The sequence below is a fragment of the Duganella sp. CY15W genome (assembly GCF_009857555.1).
GTDB lineage: Bacteria > Pseudomonadota > Gammaproteobacteria > Burkholderiales > Burkholderiaceae_D > Rugamonas > Rugamonas sacchari.
The window spans coordinates 188,028-202,903 of record NZ_WWCQ01000002.1 but is presented as its reverse complement, the minus strand read 5'-3'; the positions used below and the strand labels follow the sequence as shown (position 1 = coordinate 202,903).

The 14,876-nt window shown below is 62.2% G+C and carries 14 protein-coding genes; 11 read left to right on the top strand and 3 right to left on the bottom strand.

The genetic code is table 11. From position 1 onward, the window contains the following. Window positions 1–17 precede the first annotated feature (17 nt). From GTP58_RS10440 to GTP58_RS10400, 9 genes are all read left to right on the top strand, one after another. Window positions 18–2,420 carry a 3-hydroxyacyl-CoA dehydrogenase/enoyl-CoA hydratase family protein gene (locus GTP58_RS10440; protein ID WP_161077476.1) on the top strand — a complete coding sequence of 801 codons (2,403 nt, stop codon included), beginning with the start codon at window positions 18–20 and terminating at the stop codon, window positions 2,418–2,420. 62 nt (window positions 2,421–2,482) lie between these two features. Beyond that, entirely contained in the window at window positions 2,483–2,929 is a 447-nt protein-coding gene (locus GTP58_RS10435) for a PaaI family thioesterase (RefSeq protein WP_229255753.1), read from the top strand. Between the two features lie 30 nt (window positions 2,930–2,959). Then, window positions 2,960–4,156 (top strand): acetyl-CoA C-acyltransferase, encoded by a 1,197-nt coding sequence (locus tag GTP58_RS10430; protein WP_161077475.1) that lies wholly within the window; start codon window positions 2,960–2,962, stop codon window positions 4,154–4,156. A 119-nt stretch (window positions 4,157–4,275) separates the two neighbouring features. Further along, window positions 4,276–5,049, top strand: a complete 774-nt coding sequence (locus tag GTP58_RS10425; RefSeq protein ID WP_072786921.1) for an enoyl-CoA hydratase — start codon at window positions 4,276–4,278, stop codon at window positions 5,047–5,049. 342 nt (window positions 5,050–5,391) lie between these two features. Continuing rightward, window positions 5,392–5,583, top strand: a complete 192-nt coding sequence (locus tag GTP58_RS10420; protein WP_161077474.1) for a type II toxin-antitoxin system RelE/ParE family toxin — start codon at window positions 5,392–5,394, stop codon at window positions 5,581–5,583. A gap of 14 nt (window positions 5,584–5,597) precedes the next feature. Then, window positions 5,598–5,894, top strand: a complete 297-nt coding sequence (locus tag GTP58_RS10415) for a HigA family addiction module antitoxin (RefSeq protein ID WP_161077473.1) — start codon at window positions 5,598–5,600, stop codon at window positions 5,892–5,894. A gap of 68 nt (window positions 5,895–5,962) precedes the next feature. Then, window positions 5,963–6,781 carry an AraC family transcriptional regulator gene (locus tag GTP58_RS10410; protein ID WP_161077472.1) on the top strand — a complete coding sequence of 273 codons (819 nt, stop codon included), beginning with the start codon at window positions 5,963–5,965 and terminating at the stop codon, window positions 6,779–6,781. 69 nt (window positions 6,782–6,850) lie between these two features. Further along, window positions 6,851–8,044: a DUF4331 family protein gene (locus GTP58_RS10405; RefSeq protein ID WP_161077471.1), complete on the top strand. Its 1,194-nt coding sequence runs from the start codon at window positions 6,851–6,853 to the stop codon at window positions 8,042–8,044. After that, window positions 8,041–8,820, top strand: coding sequence for a DUF4198 domain-containing protein (locus tag GTP58_RS10400; RefSeq protein ID WP_161077470.1), 780 nt, complete (start codon window positions 8,041–8,043; stop codon window positions 8,818–8,820). Before GTP58_RS10405 ends, GTP58_RS10400 begins: the two co-directional genes overlap by 4 nt. Here the strand turns inward: GTP58_RS10400 and GTP58_RS10395 are convergent. After that, a complete protein-coding gene (locus GTP58_RS10395; RefSeq protein ID WP_202413627.1) occupies window positions 8,801–9,745 on the bottom strand; it encodes an alpha/beta fold hydrolase in 945 nt (314 codons plus the stop codon). The genes GTP58_RS10400 and GTP58_RS10395 overlap by 20 nt on opposite strands. Window positions 9,746–9,896: 151 nt before the next feature. Between GTP58_RS10395 and GTP58_RS10390 the strand changes: the two genes are divergently transcribed. Continuing rightward, window positions 9,897–10,694, top strand: coding sequence for a helix-turn-helix domain-containing protein (locus GTP58_RS10390; RefSeq protein WP_202413626.1), 798 nt, complete (start codon window positions 9,897–9,899; stop codon window positions 10,692–10,694). Between the two features lie 10 nt (window positions 10,695–10,704). Here GTP58_RS10390 and GTP58_RS10385 read toward each other — a convergent pair whose 3' ends face one another. After that, window positions 10,705–11,919 carry an MFS transporter gene (locus tag GTP58_RS10385; protein ID WP_161077468.1) on the bottom strand — a complete coding sequence of 405 codons (1,215 nt, stop codon included), beginning with the start codon at window positions 11,917–11,919 and terminating at the stop codon, window positions 10,705–10,707. Between the two features lie 103 nt (window positions 11,920–12,022). Beyond that, window positions 12,023–12,784, bottom strand: coding sequence for an ABC transporter substrate-binding protein (locus tag GTP58_RS10380; RefSeq protein ID WP_161077467.1), 762 nt, complete (start codon window positions 12,782–12,784; stop codon window positions 12,023–12,025). 147 nt (window positions 12,785–12,931) lie between these two features. On the opposite strand from GTP58_RS10380, the gene GTP58_RS10375 reads away from it, so the two are divergent. Then, window positions 12,932–14,872 carry an ATP-binding protein gene (locus tag GTP58_RS10375; RefSeq protein WP_161077466.1) on the top strand — a complete coding sequence of 647 codons (1,941 nt, stop codon included), beginning with the start codon at window positions 12,932–12,934 and terminating at the stop codon, window positions 14,870–14,872. Window positions 14,873–14,876 lie beyond the last annotated feature (4 nt).

The window sequence follows — 14,876 nt, the reverse complement described above, 5'->3', positions numbered from 1 at the left end:
GGATATAGAGGAAACCCATGACCAACTTCATCGTAAAAAAAGTCGCCGTGCTGGGCGCCGGCGTGATGGGCGCGCAGATCGCCGCCCATTGCATCAACGCCAAAGTGCCTGTGGTGCTGTTCGACCTGCCGGGCAAGGAAGGTACGCCGAAAAACGGCATCGTACTGAAAGCCATCGAAGGCCTGAAAAAACTGTCGCCTGCACCGCTGGGCAACAAGGAACACGCGGCGCTGATCGAAGTGGCCAACTACGAAGACGACCTGGCCAAGCTGGCCGAGTGCGACCTGATCATCGAAGCCATCGCCGAGCGCATGGACTGGAAACACGACCTGTACAAAAAGGTCGCACCGCACATTGCGCCAAACGCGATTTTCGCTTCGAACACCTCGGGCCTGTCGATCACCAAGCTGTCGGAAGGCTTTGACGCGGACCTGAAATCGCGCTACTGCGGCGTGCACTTCTTCAACCCACCGCGCTATATGCACCTGGTGGAAATCATCCCGACCGAGTTCACCAAGCCAGAAATCAGCGACCAGCTGGAAGGCTTCCTGACCTCGACCCTGGGCAAGGGCGTGGTCCGCGCCAAGGACACCCCGAACTTCATCGCCAACCGCGTTGGCGTGTTCGGCATCCTGGCCATCGTTCACGAAGCTGAAAAATTCGGCCTGTCGGTGGACGTGGTCGATGACCTGACCGGCGCCAAGCTGGGCCGCGCCAAGTCGGGTACCTTCCGTACCGCCGACGTGGTTGGTCTGGACACCATGGGTCACGTGATCAAGACCATGCAGGACTACCTGCCGAACGATCCGTTCGCAGCGGTCTACAAAACCCCGGCCGTGCTGGCCAAGCTGGTTGAAAAAGGCGCACTGGGTCAGAAGACCGGCGCTGGCTTCTATAAAAAAGTAGGCAAGGAAATTCAACGCCTGGACTTCGCTACCGGTGAATACGTGGCGGGCGGCGCCAAGGCTGCCGACATCGTGGCCCGCATCCTGAAAGAAAAGGATCCGGTCAAGAAGATGAAGGCGATGCGCGAATCGACCAACCCGCAAGCGCAATTCCTGTGGGCGATCTTCCGCGACGCATTCCACTACATCGCCGTGCATCTGGACACCGTGGCCGACAACGCGCGTGACATCGACTTCGCCATGCGCTGGGGCTTCGGCTGGAACGTCGGTCCGTTCGAAACCTGGCAAGCCTCCGGCTGGACCCAGGTGGCCCAGTGGGTCAAGGAAGACATCGACGCTGGCCACGCACTGTGCAACGCACCGCTGCCAGCCTGGGTGTTCGAAGGTCCGGTCGCTGAAAAAGGCGGCGTCCACACCCCTGAGGGTTCGTGGTCGGCAGTCTCGAAATCGTTCGTGCCGCGTTCGGAACTGGCCGTGTACAAACGCCAGGAATTCCGCGCCCCGGTACTGGGTTCGGGCGAACTGGATGGCCGCAAAGCCGGCACCACCGTGCATGAAGACGACGACGTCCGCCTGTGGCACTCGGGCGACGACGTGCTGGTGATCTCGTTGAAAACCAAGCTGCACGTGATCAGCCCAGGCGTCATCGCCGGCTTCAAGAAAGCCCTGGCTGAAGCCGAGAAGAACTTCAAAGGCCTGGTGATCTGGAGCGCGGATGCCGCCGATGGCGGCGCATTCTCGGCCGGCGCCGACCTGCAATCGGCACTGCCAGCCTTCATGAGCGGCGGCGCCAAAGCGGTTGATCCGATCATCCGTGAACTGCAAGACACCTTCATGGCGATGAAATATTCGAACGTGCCGGTAGTGGCTGCAGTGGCTGGCCTGGCACTGGGCGGCGGCTGCGAGATGGCCCTGCACGCATCCAAGCGTGTGGCGTCGATCGAGTCCTACATCGGTCTGGTGGAAGTGGGCGTGGGCCTGATTCCAGCCGGCGGCGGCCTGAAAGAAGCGGCAGTGCGCGCTTACAAGGAAGCCAAGGGCACCGACATCCTGCAATTCCTGAAAACCGGCTTCACCAACGCGGCCACCGCGAACGTGTCGAAATCGGCGTTGGAAGCGCAAGCGATGGGCTACCTGAAAGAAGACGACGTGATCGTGTTCAACCCGTACGAACTGCTGCACGTGGCGAAAACCGAAGCACGCGCCATGTTCGACAAGGGCTACCGCGCGCCGCTGAAAGCACCGGTGCAGGTGACCGGCCGTTACGGCTGGGCCACCATCAAGGCGCAGCTGGTCAACATGCGTGACGGCGGCTTCATCTCGGCACACGACTTCAAGCTGGGCGACATGATCGCCGAGATCGTGAGCGGTGGTGACATCGATCAGGGCTCCTTCGTGAGCGAACAGTGGATCCTGGACGCGGAACGCCGCGCCTTCCTGGAACTGCTGAACCATCCGAAGACTCAGGAACGCATCATGGGCATGCTGCAAACCGGCAAGCCAGTGCGTAACTAATCCCGGTCATGTCGATTCTGAAACTAGCGTTTAAAGTTTTACTTTTTGTGAGGCCGAGCATCGTGTACGAACGTATCAAGCAGCAAATGATGGACACCCTGCCGCTGGTGCGTACGCTCGGCATCAGGATCGACGAGATCGGCAGCGGCACCGCCAAGGTGTCGATGCCGGATGACCCCAAGCTGCACAATCACCTGGGCACGCCGCACGCCGGCGCCTTGTTCACGCTGGCCGAAACGGCCTCCGGCGCGGCCATGGCAGGCGGTTTCGCGGAATTGATCCTGGGCCTGCGCCCGGTCGCCAAGGAATCGCGCATCCAGTACCAGAAAGTAGCCAAGGGTGCGACGCGCGCCGAAGGCCGCGTCCCTGGCGATCTGGATGCGTTGAAGGCAGAGCTGAAACAGCAAGGCAAGGTCGCGTTCCCGGTGGAAGTCGACATCTTCGACGCCGCCGGCACGCTGGCCGCACAGGTTCAAGTGGATTGGTATTTATCTGAGAAGCGTAGCTAGTCTTCGATCAAAAATTTTTGGAAGAACAAAATGAGCAAACAAATTCAAGAAGCGTACATCGTCGCCGCGACCCGTACCCCAATCGGCAAAGCGCCGCGCGGCATGTTCAACAAAACCCGTCCGGACGACCTGCTGGTCAAGGTAATCCAGTCGGCACTGGCCCAGGCGCCAGGCCTGGATCCGGCGCTGATCACCGACGCCATCATCGGCTGCTCGTTCCCGGAAGCGGAACAGGGCTTCAACATCGCCCGTCAATCGGTGCTGCTGGCAGGCCTGCCACGCACCGTCGGCGGCGTGACCATCAACCGCTACTGCGCGTCGGGCATCACCGCCCTGGCCATGGCGGCGGACCGCATCCGCGTGGGCGAAGCCGACGTAATGCTGGCGGGTGGCGTTGAATCGATGTCGATGGTGCCGATGATGGGCCACCACCCATCGATGAACATGAATATGTTCACCGACGAAAATGTCGGCATGGCCTACGGCATGGGCCTGACCGCTGAAAAAGTGGCCGAGCAGTGGAAAGTGTCGCGCGAAGACCAGGACGCGTTCTCGGTTGAATCGCACCGCCGCGCCATCGCTGCACAGCAGGCTGGCTTCTTCAAGGATGAAACCACGCCAGTGGAAATCATCACCCGCACGCCAGACCTGGCCACCGGTGAAATCAAGGTAAAAACCCGTACCGTCAATACCGACGAAGGCGCGCGTCCGGAAACCAGCCTGGAAACCCTGGGCAAGCTGAAGCCAGTGTTTGCAGCCAAAGGCTCGGTCACCGCCGGCAACAGCTCGCAGATGTCCGATGGCGCCGGCGCGCTGCTGGTGGTCTCCGAGAAGATCCTGAAACAACACAACCTGACCCCGCTGGCCAAGTTCTCGTCGTTCGCGGTCAAAGGCGTGCCACCGGAAATCATGGGCATCGGTCCCAAGTTCGCGATTCCAGAAGCGTGCAAGGCCGCTGGCATCACCCAGGACCAGCTGGACTGGATCGAACTGAACGAAGCGTTTGCTGCACAGGCGCTGGCTGTGATCCGCGACCTGGGCCTGGATACCTCCAAGGTCAACCCGATGGGCGGCGCGATTGCTCTGGGTCACCCGCTGGGCGCAACCGGCGCGATCCGCGCTGCGACCGTGGTGCACGCCCTGCGCCGCAACAGCCTGAAGTACGGCATGGTCACCATGTGCGTCGGCGCAGGTATGGGCGCTGCTGGTATCATCGAACGCGTATAACAACACCCCGCACCCCGCGCAGCCGGGGTCTGACCCCATACGGGGTCAGACCCCTTCGGCCTTGGGGGTAAAAAGGGCGCTGGGGTTGATCCCGGCGCCTTTTTCATTTGGAGACAGATATGGAAATTTTGAGCAGCAAGAACAACGGCATCCTGACGCTGGAATTCAACCGTCCGGAACGCAAGAACGCCATCACCGCCGCCATGTACCAGAGCATGGCCGTGGCTCTGACCGAAGCCGAAGGCGACACCGAGGTGCGCGCCATCCTGATCGCCGGCAAGGCCGACATCTTCACCGCCGGTAACGACCTGGAAGACTTCATGAAAAACGCCCCGACCAGCGGTGCGATTGAAGACCGTTCCGTGTACAAATTCATGATGGCACTGAGCGGCAGCACCAAGCCGATCGTCGCCGCCGTCGCCGGCAACGCGGTCGGCATCGGCACCACGCTGCTGATGCACTGCGACCTGGTGTACGCCGCCGACAACGCCAAGTTCTCGATGCCATTCGTCCAGCTGGGCCTGTGCCCGGAATTCGGCTCCAGCCTGCTGCTGACGCAAATCGCCGGCTACCCGCGCGCTGCTGAAAAACTGATGCTGGGCGAAGCCTTCCTGGCGCAGGAAGCGCTGGAGATGGGCCTGGTATCGAAAGTGCTGCCAGTCGATGAACTGCGCGCGTTTGCCGAAGGCCAGGCCGCCAAGCTGGTGGCACTGCCAGCCAGCTCGATCCGCGTCACCAAAGAACTGATGAAAGCCGCCCGCAAAGCCCCGACGGCCGAAGCCATCGCCGCCGAAAACGTCCACTTCGGCAAAATGCTGTCCGCACCGGAAGCCAAGGAAGCCTTCATGGCCTTCTTCCAGAAACGCAAGCCGGACTTCACCCAGTTCGTCTGATACGCATTCTTAGAGTGTCATTTTACTGGCCGAAGTAACCGCTGTGACAAAAGCTCCGGCCAGTCCAAACTCGATGGTTCCTTAAAGAGGGTATTTGAAACCACGCCTAAATGGCGTGGGCTTAACGCCATGGAAATTTTCATGTGGAAAATATGGCGAATCGGTCTAATGTCAGTTTGAGCGGACTGCGCTCTTCTACGAGCATGAGCGGTATCAAGATCCCTGATTAGCAGCAGCCTCACTATCACTCCTTATCCGTGCAAAGAGGAGTTCAACGGTGGCTGCGCGTCAAGTCAATATCGTAGCGCTTGCTTGCATGGCGTATCGGCCCGCGATACGATCATGATTAAAAGCTTTTGCCACAAAGGGCTGCAACGGTTCTTCGAAACGGAAAATACGTCGGGGATTCAGTCAGGGCACGCTAGCCGGCTGAAGCGTCAATTGGCCGCGTTGGATCAGGCAAAACAGCCTGCGGATATTACAAATTCAGCTTGGCGTCTTCATGCCTTGCGAGGCAAGTGTGACTATCACTAAAGCTGGGGGTGAAAATGACACGCATGCATAATCCACCTCATCCGGGGAGCGTGTTGAGGGAATATCTTGGCGATGTCACGGTATCCGATATCGCTGCGCATATTGGCGTCAGCCGCAACACATTGCAGCGCATAGTGAATGGCACGTCCGCTATCTCGATTGATATGGCATACCGTCTTGGCGCTGCGCTTGGTACGAGCCCGGAGTTGTGGGCTGGAATGCAATTGCAGTATGACTTGTACCAGGCGGGGAAAGAAAAACGTCCAAAGATCGAGCGTATGCCTCTGAGAACGCTAGCTACGTCAGCATAACCTCGGAGGTAATGGATCGCGTAACGCCACCGCCATAGAATGGGACATCTTTCTATGCGGGGATGCCCATGTCGTCTATTCATGTTGCGCGTTCGCTGAGGACGGCTTCTGTCACGGCCAGCGATGTCCACTGCGCCGGCGGTTGCAGGCATGACAGTGATGTGGAGTGCGCGCAGGCGACGCATATCGTGTTTCCCTATCGCGGTGTGTATGTGCGGCGGGTGGGACAGGATGTTGCGGTGGCCGATGGCAACCAGGTGCTGTTCTTTAATGCGCTGCAGGAGTATCGGATCAGCCATCCTGTCGAGGGGGGGGATGCGTGTGTGTCACTTGCGGTCGCCCCCGCTGTGCTGGAGGAGCTGGCGCCCGCAGGGACGCTGCAGGCTGGCGCATTCCTCGCGCAGCATCAGCGCATCGATGCGCAGTCGCAGATGCTGGTAGCGCAGCTGCGGCTGGCGATGCATGATGATGCGACGGAGCCGTTGAAGGCTGAGACTTTGATGCTGTCGCTTTTGCAGCACGCGTTAGGCGGAAGAAGCAAACCATCCAGTCAGGCCAGGCACGGACAACGCCGGCTTGTGGACCGCATCAAGCTAACATTGGCCAGCGACACGGCACGCCGCTGGACGCTCGATGACATCGCTGCGGAGACGGGCGGCTCGCCGGTCTATCTGACGCAGGTGTTCCAGCAGGTTGAGGGCATTCCGCTCTATCGCTATCAATTGCAGCTGCGCTTGCAGCGGGCGCTGGCCGTCATGGCGCAGTGCGGTGATTTGTCGGCGGTGAGTTTTGATCTGGGCTTTTCCAGCCACAGTCATTTCAGCGCAAGTTTCCGCCAGGCGTACGGCTGCTCGCCATCGGCTTTCCGCAAGCTGGCAAATCACTAAAGATTTCGACAGCGGCGGCGCGCGCCATCCGCGATAGTGAACCTTCTGTTCACTTGCCGGAGAATCCCGATGTCCCGTCTCTTAAAAGCTACCAGCGCTGCGCTGGCTTTGCTCGTACCGTTGGCCTGCACGGCCTCCGACCATCTCGATACACCGACCGTGATTGCCGACCCGCGTCTGGATATCGGCGACCTGTATGCATGGACTTCAACCGGCGGCCACCGCCTCAATCTGGTGATGACGATAGTTGGCCACAGCTTTTCCGATAAGGCCGAGTATGTGTTCCATGTCGATAGTGGCAAGGCATTCGGCAAGACCACCCGCACCACGACGGTACGCTGCCAGTTCCCATCAGCGGGCCAGACGCATTGCGAGGCCGGCAGCGATAGCGTTGACGGCGATGCCAGCCAGCCGCAGGGCCTTGAGAGCAGCAAGCGCCGTTTGCGCGTGTTTGCCGGCGTGCGTGATGATCCGTTTTTCAACAACGTCAAAGGAACCCGTGCAGCGTATTCGGTGGTGATGGATGCGCTCAACCGTGGCACGCAGCGCGATGCCGCCGGCTGTCCGTTGCTGAGCCGGGAGCAGTCGGAGATTCTGCTGGAGGAGTGGAAGCACACCGCTGGCGGGCCGCCCACCAATTTCCTCAAGGGCTGGACGCTCGCGTCCATTGTGGTGTCGATTGACTTGCCGCTCGTGACGCAGGGCGGCAAGCTGGTCGCCGTATGGGCAAGCACGCACCAGGGCGGCCGCCAGATCGACCGTGCCGGCAGGCCACTGACCGGTAACGCCTTGCTGGGCACGATCGCTTCGGACGAGGAAAGCGATGCACTGAAGGAGCAGTACAACGCGGCGGCGCCTGCGGCCGGATCGCAATTTGTCGAGGAAATCAGCAAGGGACTGGCGCTGTATGACAGCTTCGATGGCACGTGTGGCAATCAGTGGCTGATAGAGAGGCACGCGTCGTCACCCTCCAGCTATCATGCGCTGGCAGCGCTGCTCGCCGATGATCGTTTGTGGGTCAATACCGCCGCCACGCGATGCACGCAACTGTTCGCCGTGGAACTGCTTGCGCTGAGCCGCGAGCAACGCTGGCGCAACGATTGCGGTGGACGCACGCCCAACTACAACGCGGTCAACATCTATCGCTCTCTGCTGGCGAACGGTACAACGCAAGGCGTCGATGATGGCGTGACGCGCGATGAACTGACGCATTCGGCCGATATCTTCCCCTTCCTGGCAGCACCGGACGGAGAATACAAATGAGCCCGCGCTACGTTATCGCGGTGCTGACGATGCTATGCCAGACCACGCACGCGCATGATTTCTGGCTGCAGCCGGAGCGCTTCCACGCGGCGCCCGGCGAACCGATCCCGTTGACGCTGCAAGTCGGCCATGGCGATGCACGACAGCTTTCGCCGATGCCCCTGCGCCGCATCACACGCTTTGTCGCGATAGCGGCTGATGGCACGGCGACTGATCTGCGGCCATCATTGCGGCTTGAAGGCACAGCGGTGGGCACCTACATGCTGGCGCTGGAGAGTGACAACCATGCGCAGAGCTATTTGCCTGCCGCACGTTTCAACACCCATCTGCGTGAGGAAGGGCTGACACAGGCGCTGATGGCGCGCGTCAAAAGCAACACGACCGGCAAGGATGGATCGGAACGCTATAGCCGTTGCGCCAAAGCCATTATCCAGGTGGGCCAGCAGGCGGCCGGCCGGGTGAGCGAGCCGCTCGGGCTGCCGCTGGAAATTGTGCCTGAGCTGAATCCTTACGCATCGCCCCGCGCCGTCAGCTTGCCAGTGGACGTGCTGTACGCCGGCGCGCCACTCGGCGGCGCCCTCGTCAAGCTGACCAGCCTTGACGCGGACGCCGAGCCGTTTGAAGTGCGCGTCACGGACAGCAAGGGCCGCGCCGCTTTCAGCATGCCGCAGTCGGGGCGCTGGATGCTGGGCGTGGTCTGGACCCAGGCCTGGCCGCCTGGCAGCGACATCGACTATGAAACGGTATTCTCCAGCCTCAGCTTTGGCTTTCAGTAGACCACAACTTGCGCGCCTCGCTGGCGATGAAATCGGGGCGCTCCTCTGGCCAAAACAGCTTGCTGCCGGCGACCATCTGCAAACCTTGCGAATTGCCCAGCAGGCCCGCCAGGTAGCGTCCGCCGGCGGGCGCAAAGATGGTGTCGTCGCTGCCCCACAGGATGCGGGTTGGAATGCGCGAGGCACGCAGCTTGTCGGCCACGCCTTCCAGCACATTGCGCTCCAGTGCCAGCGCATAGGCATGGACCAGATCCTTGCGGCGCTGCGTCGCCACCAGCGGTTTCAGGTAGCAGTCAATGGCTTCGTCGCTGGGATTATTCGGATTCGCAAAGCACTGGCCGCCCAATCCGGTTGCCGAGCGGGCCAGGGTTTTGTCGGCAACCCAGGCTGCCAGCCAGCGGTCGGCGAATACGCCCTGGTGCGCCATGTCGATCACGGGTTTGAGCGCGGCGGGCGGGCAGTCGATTTCCGAATCGCAGTTGGTCAGCAGCAGCGTGCGTACGCGTTGTGGATGACGCGTGATCAATAGCTGCGCCACGGCGCCGCCGCTGTCGTTGGCGACCAGATCGACCTGATCGATTTTCAGCATATCCAGGAAGGTTATCAGCATGGCGACCTGTGCGTCGGGGCTCACGTCTTCACCGGCGGCCACTTCGGTATAGCCCAGGCCAAGGAAGTCGGGGGCGATGCAGCGGCGCCATGGGCTCAGCCTTTCCAGCGCGCCACGCCACTGGAAGCTGTTGAGCGGGAAGCCATGTAGGAATAGCGCCACCGGCCCCGTGCCTTGTTCAACATAGGCGATGCGGCCGAAGCGCGTGACGAGAAAGCGGCGCATGGCGTGGAAGCGGGCGGCGTCGATGGTGTCGGCCGTGCCAACCGTGGTGGCCAGTACGTGGGTGGTCAGGGCGGCCAGCGGAAGTGCCATAAAATCTCTGCGATGCATGGTGAAATCCCGTGTGAAGTGGAAAGCCACAGGATTGCACCGAGGCCGTCAGACATCAATGACGCGCGCTTTCCGGAAACCATAACCTCGGAGGTTATGGTTGTGTGCTGACAACCTGATTACAATTGCTTTCATGGACACTATGACCCCAGCAAACATCGGCGGGCTGTTGCGCGAGTGGCGGCTGAGCCGTCGTCTGAGCCAACTGGATCTGGCGCTGCAGACGGACATCTCGTCGCGGCATCTGAGCTATCTGGAAAACGGCAAATCCAGGCCCAGCCGCGAGATGATCGTGCGCCTGACGGAAACGCTGGCGGTGCCGCTACGCGAGCGCAACAAGCTGTTCATTGCCGGTGGCTATGCGCCCGTGTATCCGGAGACGCCGATCGATACGCCCAAACTGGCGCAGATGCGCTTTGCCATTGAAGCCATGCTGGCGCAGCAGGAACCGTATCCGGCCTTCCTGCTGAATCGGCACTGGGATATCCTGATGGCCAACCAGGCCGCGATCAAACTCAACCGCTACATGATGGATGGCCGGGACAGCAAGCATCGCAATATGCTGCATCTGATCTTCGATCCGGACGATTTACGCCCGGCCATCGACAACTGGGAAGATGTGGCCGGCAACCTGCTGCGGCATCTGCATAACGAAGTGGCGGCCGTGCCATCGGACTTGAAGGCGCGCCAGCTGCTGGAGGCGGTGCTGGCGTATCCCGGCGTGCCCCGGCACTGGCGCCAGCGCGACCTCGGCGCTGCGCCAGCGCCGATCCTGACCACGGCGTTCCGCAAGGGCGAGATGCGTATCAGCTTCTTCTCCACCATCACCACCTTCGGCACACCGCGGGACGTGACGCTGGATGAATTGCATGTCGAATCCTGTTTCCCCACGGACGATACTACCGCCGCATTCTGCCGCAAGCTGACTTGAGTACAAGAATTCAAACCGTTGCAACGACCGGTGCAGGCTGGCGCTGCTCCAGCAGCACCGAGACGCCGAGTACGACGATGCCACCGATCGCCAGCAGCGCACCCACGGGGCCGGTCGATTGCAGGCTCATGCCGTGGGCAATCGCCAGCCCGCCGCACCAGGCGCCAGCGGCATTGGCGCAGTTGAAGGCGGAGTGGTTCAGCGCAGCGGCCACAGTCTGGGCATCGCCGGCCACATCCATCAATCGCGTTTGCACTGCCGGGCAGACCGCAATGCCGCAGCCGATGGCAAACAGGTTGAGGGCCACGGCCCAGACGTTGGCGCTCGAGTAGTAAAACGCCGACAGTGCCGCCGCATTCCACACCAGCGCGCCAAAAATGGTCCACAGGCGCGAGCGGTCGGCAAACCAGCCGCCCACCAGGTTGCCGATGGTCATGCCGACACCCATCATGGCCAGTAGCACCGGCAGCGCGGCCGGCGCTACCTTGGTCACTTCCAGCAAGGTGGGCGTGACATAGGTGTAGACCGCAAACAGGCCGCCGAAGCCGACCGATACCATCAGCAACGTCAGCCACACCTGCAAGCGCCGGAACACGCCCAGCTCACGGCGCGGGCTGGCGTTGCCAGTGGCAATCCATGGCACGTAGCGGCGCACCATGAGGGCCGTGGTCACGCCCAGCAGGCCCACCACGAGGAAGGTCGAACGCCAGCCAAAGCCCTGGCTCAGCCAGGTTGCCAGCGGCACGCCAAAGACGTTGGCGATGGTCAGCCCCAGCAGCACGCGCGACACCGCCTGCGCGCGTTTCTCCGGCACCGCCATGGCGGCGGCGACCAGCGCCGCCACCCCAAAGTAAGCGCCATGCGGAATGCCGGCAATAAAGCGGGCCAGGATCAGCGTGCCATAGCCCGGCGCTGCGGCGCTGAACAGGTTGCCGGCCGCATACAGCGCCATCAGCATCACCAGCATGGCGCGGCGCGGCATGCGCGCGAGGAAGATGGTAATGAGCGGGGCGCCAAATACCACGCCCAGCGCATAGGCGCTAATCATGTGGCCCATCTCGGGCAGGGTGGTGTGCAGGTCGTTGGCCACCACCGGCAGGATGCTCATGGAGGCAAATTCGCCAGTGCCGATGGCCAGTCCGCCGATGGCCAGGGCCAGATTGGCCAGTCCGGCGCCGTGCGGCGCGGTGATGATGGGGGTGTCAGAAATCTGTTCGTGATGCATGGGGAAGCGGCAAAAATGCGAGGCAAAAAGGGTCAACGATAGCACGTTTGGCCCGTTGTTGCTGGCGGCCCGCCGCCAGCTGCACCGCAGGCGCCAACCCGGATTACGGTTCGCCGTAGCGGGTGCGGATCGCGCCCAGCACGCCCTGATGCTCGAGCCGCGTAATGGCGCTGTTGATGCGCTCCAGGTCCGCCGGTGTGGTGCTGGCCTTGTTGAGCATCAGGTGGACGGGCGCGCGCAAGACCACCAGCGGTAACGGGCTGATGGCGATGCCTTGCGCCTTGGCCTCATGGCGCAGCGCGCCGCTGTCGCCCAGGATCAGATCGGCCCGGCCCGCTTCCAGCATGCGCAGTCCCTGCTGGAAGGTGAGGAAGGTGCTGAGCTTGCCGGTGGCGGCCAGGGTCGGCTGCAGCCTGGCGTAGTCGGCGCCGTACCAGCCCACCTTGGGCGCCAGCAGCGACAGTTTGTGGTCCAGCACTGCCTCGACGCTGGTGATGTTCTGGAACTGGCCACGCATGGCGGTGCGCGAGAAGACGCCCACCGATTCATGGCGGTATGCCACGCTGAAGCGCGCATAGCGGCGGCGCTCCGGCGTGTTGGAGGCGGACAACATCAGGTTAAGCTGGCCCTGTTCAAACAGGCGCTGGCGGCGTGCGGTCGGCAGCTCGGCCTGCACCTGCAGCTTGCAGCCGGCCTCCTTGAGTATCGCTTGCGCCAGTTCCCAGTCCAGTCCGCCAGGCGTGGCGTCTGGCTGCGTGTAGAGATAGGGAGGCCATTGTTCCAGCGCCATGCTGAGTTCGCACGCTTGTGGCTGCGCGGCCATGCCCAGCAGGGCGATGGCGGATAACAGATGACGCCCTTGCATGCCGCAACCCTTTTTTGATCTATGGCTACAATTTGCCAGATATGACGTGAATGTCAAGCGGATGTACTTTTCGCATTCAACACCCCCTATTGTGCGCCGCCGTACGCTACAGTTGATACTATTTCGCTTTCTTGGCTTGAAACTATTATGCTGGCTCCCTCCCTGTCGTCTATTCCCGATCCGCAGCAGCACGTGCCGCGCTTTATTGGCACGGGCACGCCCATGCGTGACCTGGTGCAGAGCTACCGCTGGCAGGATACCCCGCTGGGACCGGTCGCCGGCTGGCCCGGCTCGCTGCGCACGGCGGTCAGCATCGTGCTGCGGTCGGTGCACCCGATGTTCCTGTGGTGGGGCGAGGAGCTCACGCAGATTTATAACGATGCCTATGTGCCGTGCTTCGGCGTCGGCAAGCATCCGCTGGCGCTGGGGCAGGGCGGGCGCGAATGCTGGCCGGAGATCTGGTCCATCATCGGCCCGCAGATCGATGAGGTGCGCAACGGCCGCGAGGCGCGCTGGTATGCGGACAATCTGGTGCCGATCTGGCGCAATGGCCGGATCGAGGATGTGTACTGGAGCTATACCTACACGCCGGTGTTCAACGAGCTGGATGAAGTGGGCGGGGTGCTGGTGGTGTGCAGCGAGACCACCGCCAAGGTGCTGGCCGAACGCCGCCAGCACACGCTGGATTTGCTGAACCGCCGCCTGCAGGGCTGCCGCAACGAGGCGGACGTGCGCGCCGCGATCGCCCAGTCCACCATCGACAATCCGGGTGACCTGCTGGACGCCACCCTGCTGAACGGCGCTGAAGCGATTGATTGTCCGGGCGCGGATGTGCTGGTCATCCGTGGCGCCGAGCTGCAACTGTGCGCCGAGCTGGCGCTGGCCTTCAAGCTGTCCACGCGCCTGCCGCTGGATGGCGCTTACCGCCAGTTCCTCGAACAGTTCACGGCCGCCGTGTGCGCCACGCTCAGCCGTTTGCAGAGCGACCGCGCGCTGGCCGAGTCCTCGCGCATCAAGGACGAGTTCCTGGCGATGCTGGGCCATGAGCTGCGCAATCCGCTGGCGCCCATCGTGACGGCGCTCAAGCTCATGAAGCTGCGCGATACCGACACCGTGCATGAGCAGGCGGTGATCCAGCGCCAGGTCGACCACCTGGTGCGGCTGGTGGATGACTTGCTGGACGTATCGCGCATCGCCAGCGGCAAGGTCGAACTGCGCAAGGAGACGGTGCCCTTGGCGGACGTGCTGAACAAGGCCATCGAGATGGCCAGTCCGCTGCTGGAGCAGAAGCAGCACCGCCTGCTGGTGGATGTGCCGACCGTGCGCTGGCATGGCGATCCCGCGCGGCTGGCGCAAGTGGTGTCCAACCTGCTGAGCAACGCGGCGCGCTACACGCCCGCAGGCGGCCACATCACGCTGGCCACGCGCATCAAAGGCAAGACCGTGCAGATCCAGGTGACCGATGACGGCAACGGCATTGCCTCAACGCTGTTGCCGCACATTTTTGACCTGTTCGTGCAAGGCAACCGCCAGCTCGACCGCGCCAAAGGCGGACTCGGCATTGGCCTGGCGCTGGTGCGCAACCTGGTGCAGATGCATGGCGGCGACGCCAGCGCCTACAGCGCCGGCGAAGGACGCGGCAGCACCTTTACCATCACCTTGCCCGATTCGGTGGTGCTGGAAGAGGAGCTGCCGGTGGTGAACAGCAACGCCGCGCCGGCGCTGGAGCAGGGCGCCGGCTTGCGCGTGCTGGTGGTGGACGACAACCAGGATGCGGCCGATTCGCTGGGCGAACTGCTGAGTGCGCTGGGCTACCGGCCGTCGGTGGCCTACGACCCGGCGCATGCGATCGCGCTGGCGTCGGCCGCGATGCCGGACGTGGCCATCCTCGACATCGGCCTGCCCGGCATGGATGGTTTTGAGCTGGCCGGCCATCTGCGCCAGTTGCCGCTTGGCGCTGACCTGAAGCTGCTGGCGCTGTCCGGCTATGGCCAGGAAAACGACAAGACACGCAGCCGCGAAGCGGGCTTTGCCGCCCATCTGGTCAAGCCGATCAATATCGCAGAGTTACAAAATTCGTTGTCATAAATAG

Bases quoted from the DNA above. Each gene is read 5' to 3' on its own strand.
- GTP58_RS10380 (WP_161077467.1), bottom strand. From the start codon at position 12,784: ATGCAAGGGCGTCATCTGTTATCCGCCATCGCCCTGCTGGGCATGGCC.
- GTP58_RS10375 (WP_161077466.1), top strand. From the start codon at position 12,932: ATGCTGGCTCCCTCCCTGTCGTCTATTCCCGATCCGCAGCAGCACGTG.
- GTP58_RS10410 (WP_161077472.1), top strand. From the start codon at position 5,963: ATGTCGTCTATTCATGTTGCGCGTTCGCTGAGGACGGCTTCTGTCACG.
- GTP58_RS10415 (WP_161077473.1), top strand. From the start codon at position 5,598: ATGACACGCATGCATAATCCACCTCATCCGGGGAGCGTGTTGAGGGAA.
- GTP58_RS10385 (WP_161077468.1), bottom strand. From the start codon at position 11,919: ATGCATCACGAACAGATTTCTGACACCCCCATCATCACCGCGCCGCAC.
- GTP58_RS10405 (WP_161077471.1), top strand. From the start codon at position 6,851: ATGTCCCGTCTCTTAAAAGCTACCAGCGCTGCGCTGGCTTTGCTCGTA.
- GTP58_RS10425 (WP_072786921.1), top strand. From the start codon at position 4,276: ATGGAAATTTTGAGCAGCAAGAACAACGGCATCCTGACGCTGGAATTC.
- GTP58_RS10440 (WP_161077476.1), top strand. From the start codon at position 18: ATGACCAACTTCATCGTAAAAAAAGTCGCCGTGCTGGGCGCCGGCGTG.
- GTP58_RS10390 (WP_202413626.1), top strand. From the start codon at position 9,897: ATGGACACTATGACCCCAGCAAACATCGGCGGGCTGTTGCGCGAGTGG.
- GTP58_RS10420 (WP_161077474.1), top strand. From the start codon at position 5,392: ATGATTAAAAGCTTTTGCCACAAAGGGCTGCAACGGTTCTTCGAAACG.
- GTP58_RS10430 (WP_161077475.1), top strand. From the start codon at position 2,960: ATGAGCAAACAAATTCAAGAAGCGTACATCGTCGCCGCGACCCGTACC.
- GTP58_RS10395 (WP_202413627.1), bottom strand. From the start codon at position 9,745: ATGGCACTTCCGCTGGCCGCCCTGACCACCCACGTACTGGCCACCACG.
- GTP58_RS10400 (WP_161077470.1), top strand. From the start codon at position 8,041: ATGAGCCCGCGCTACGTTATCGCGGTGCTGACGATGCTATGCCAGACC.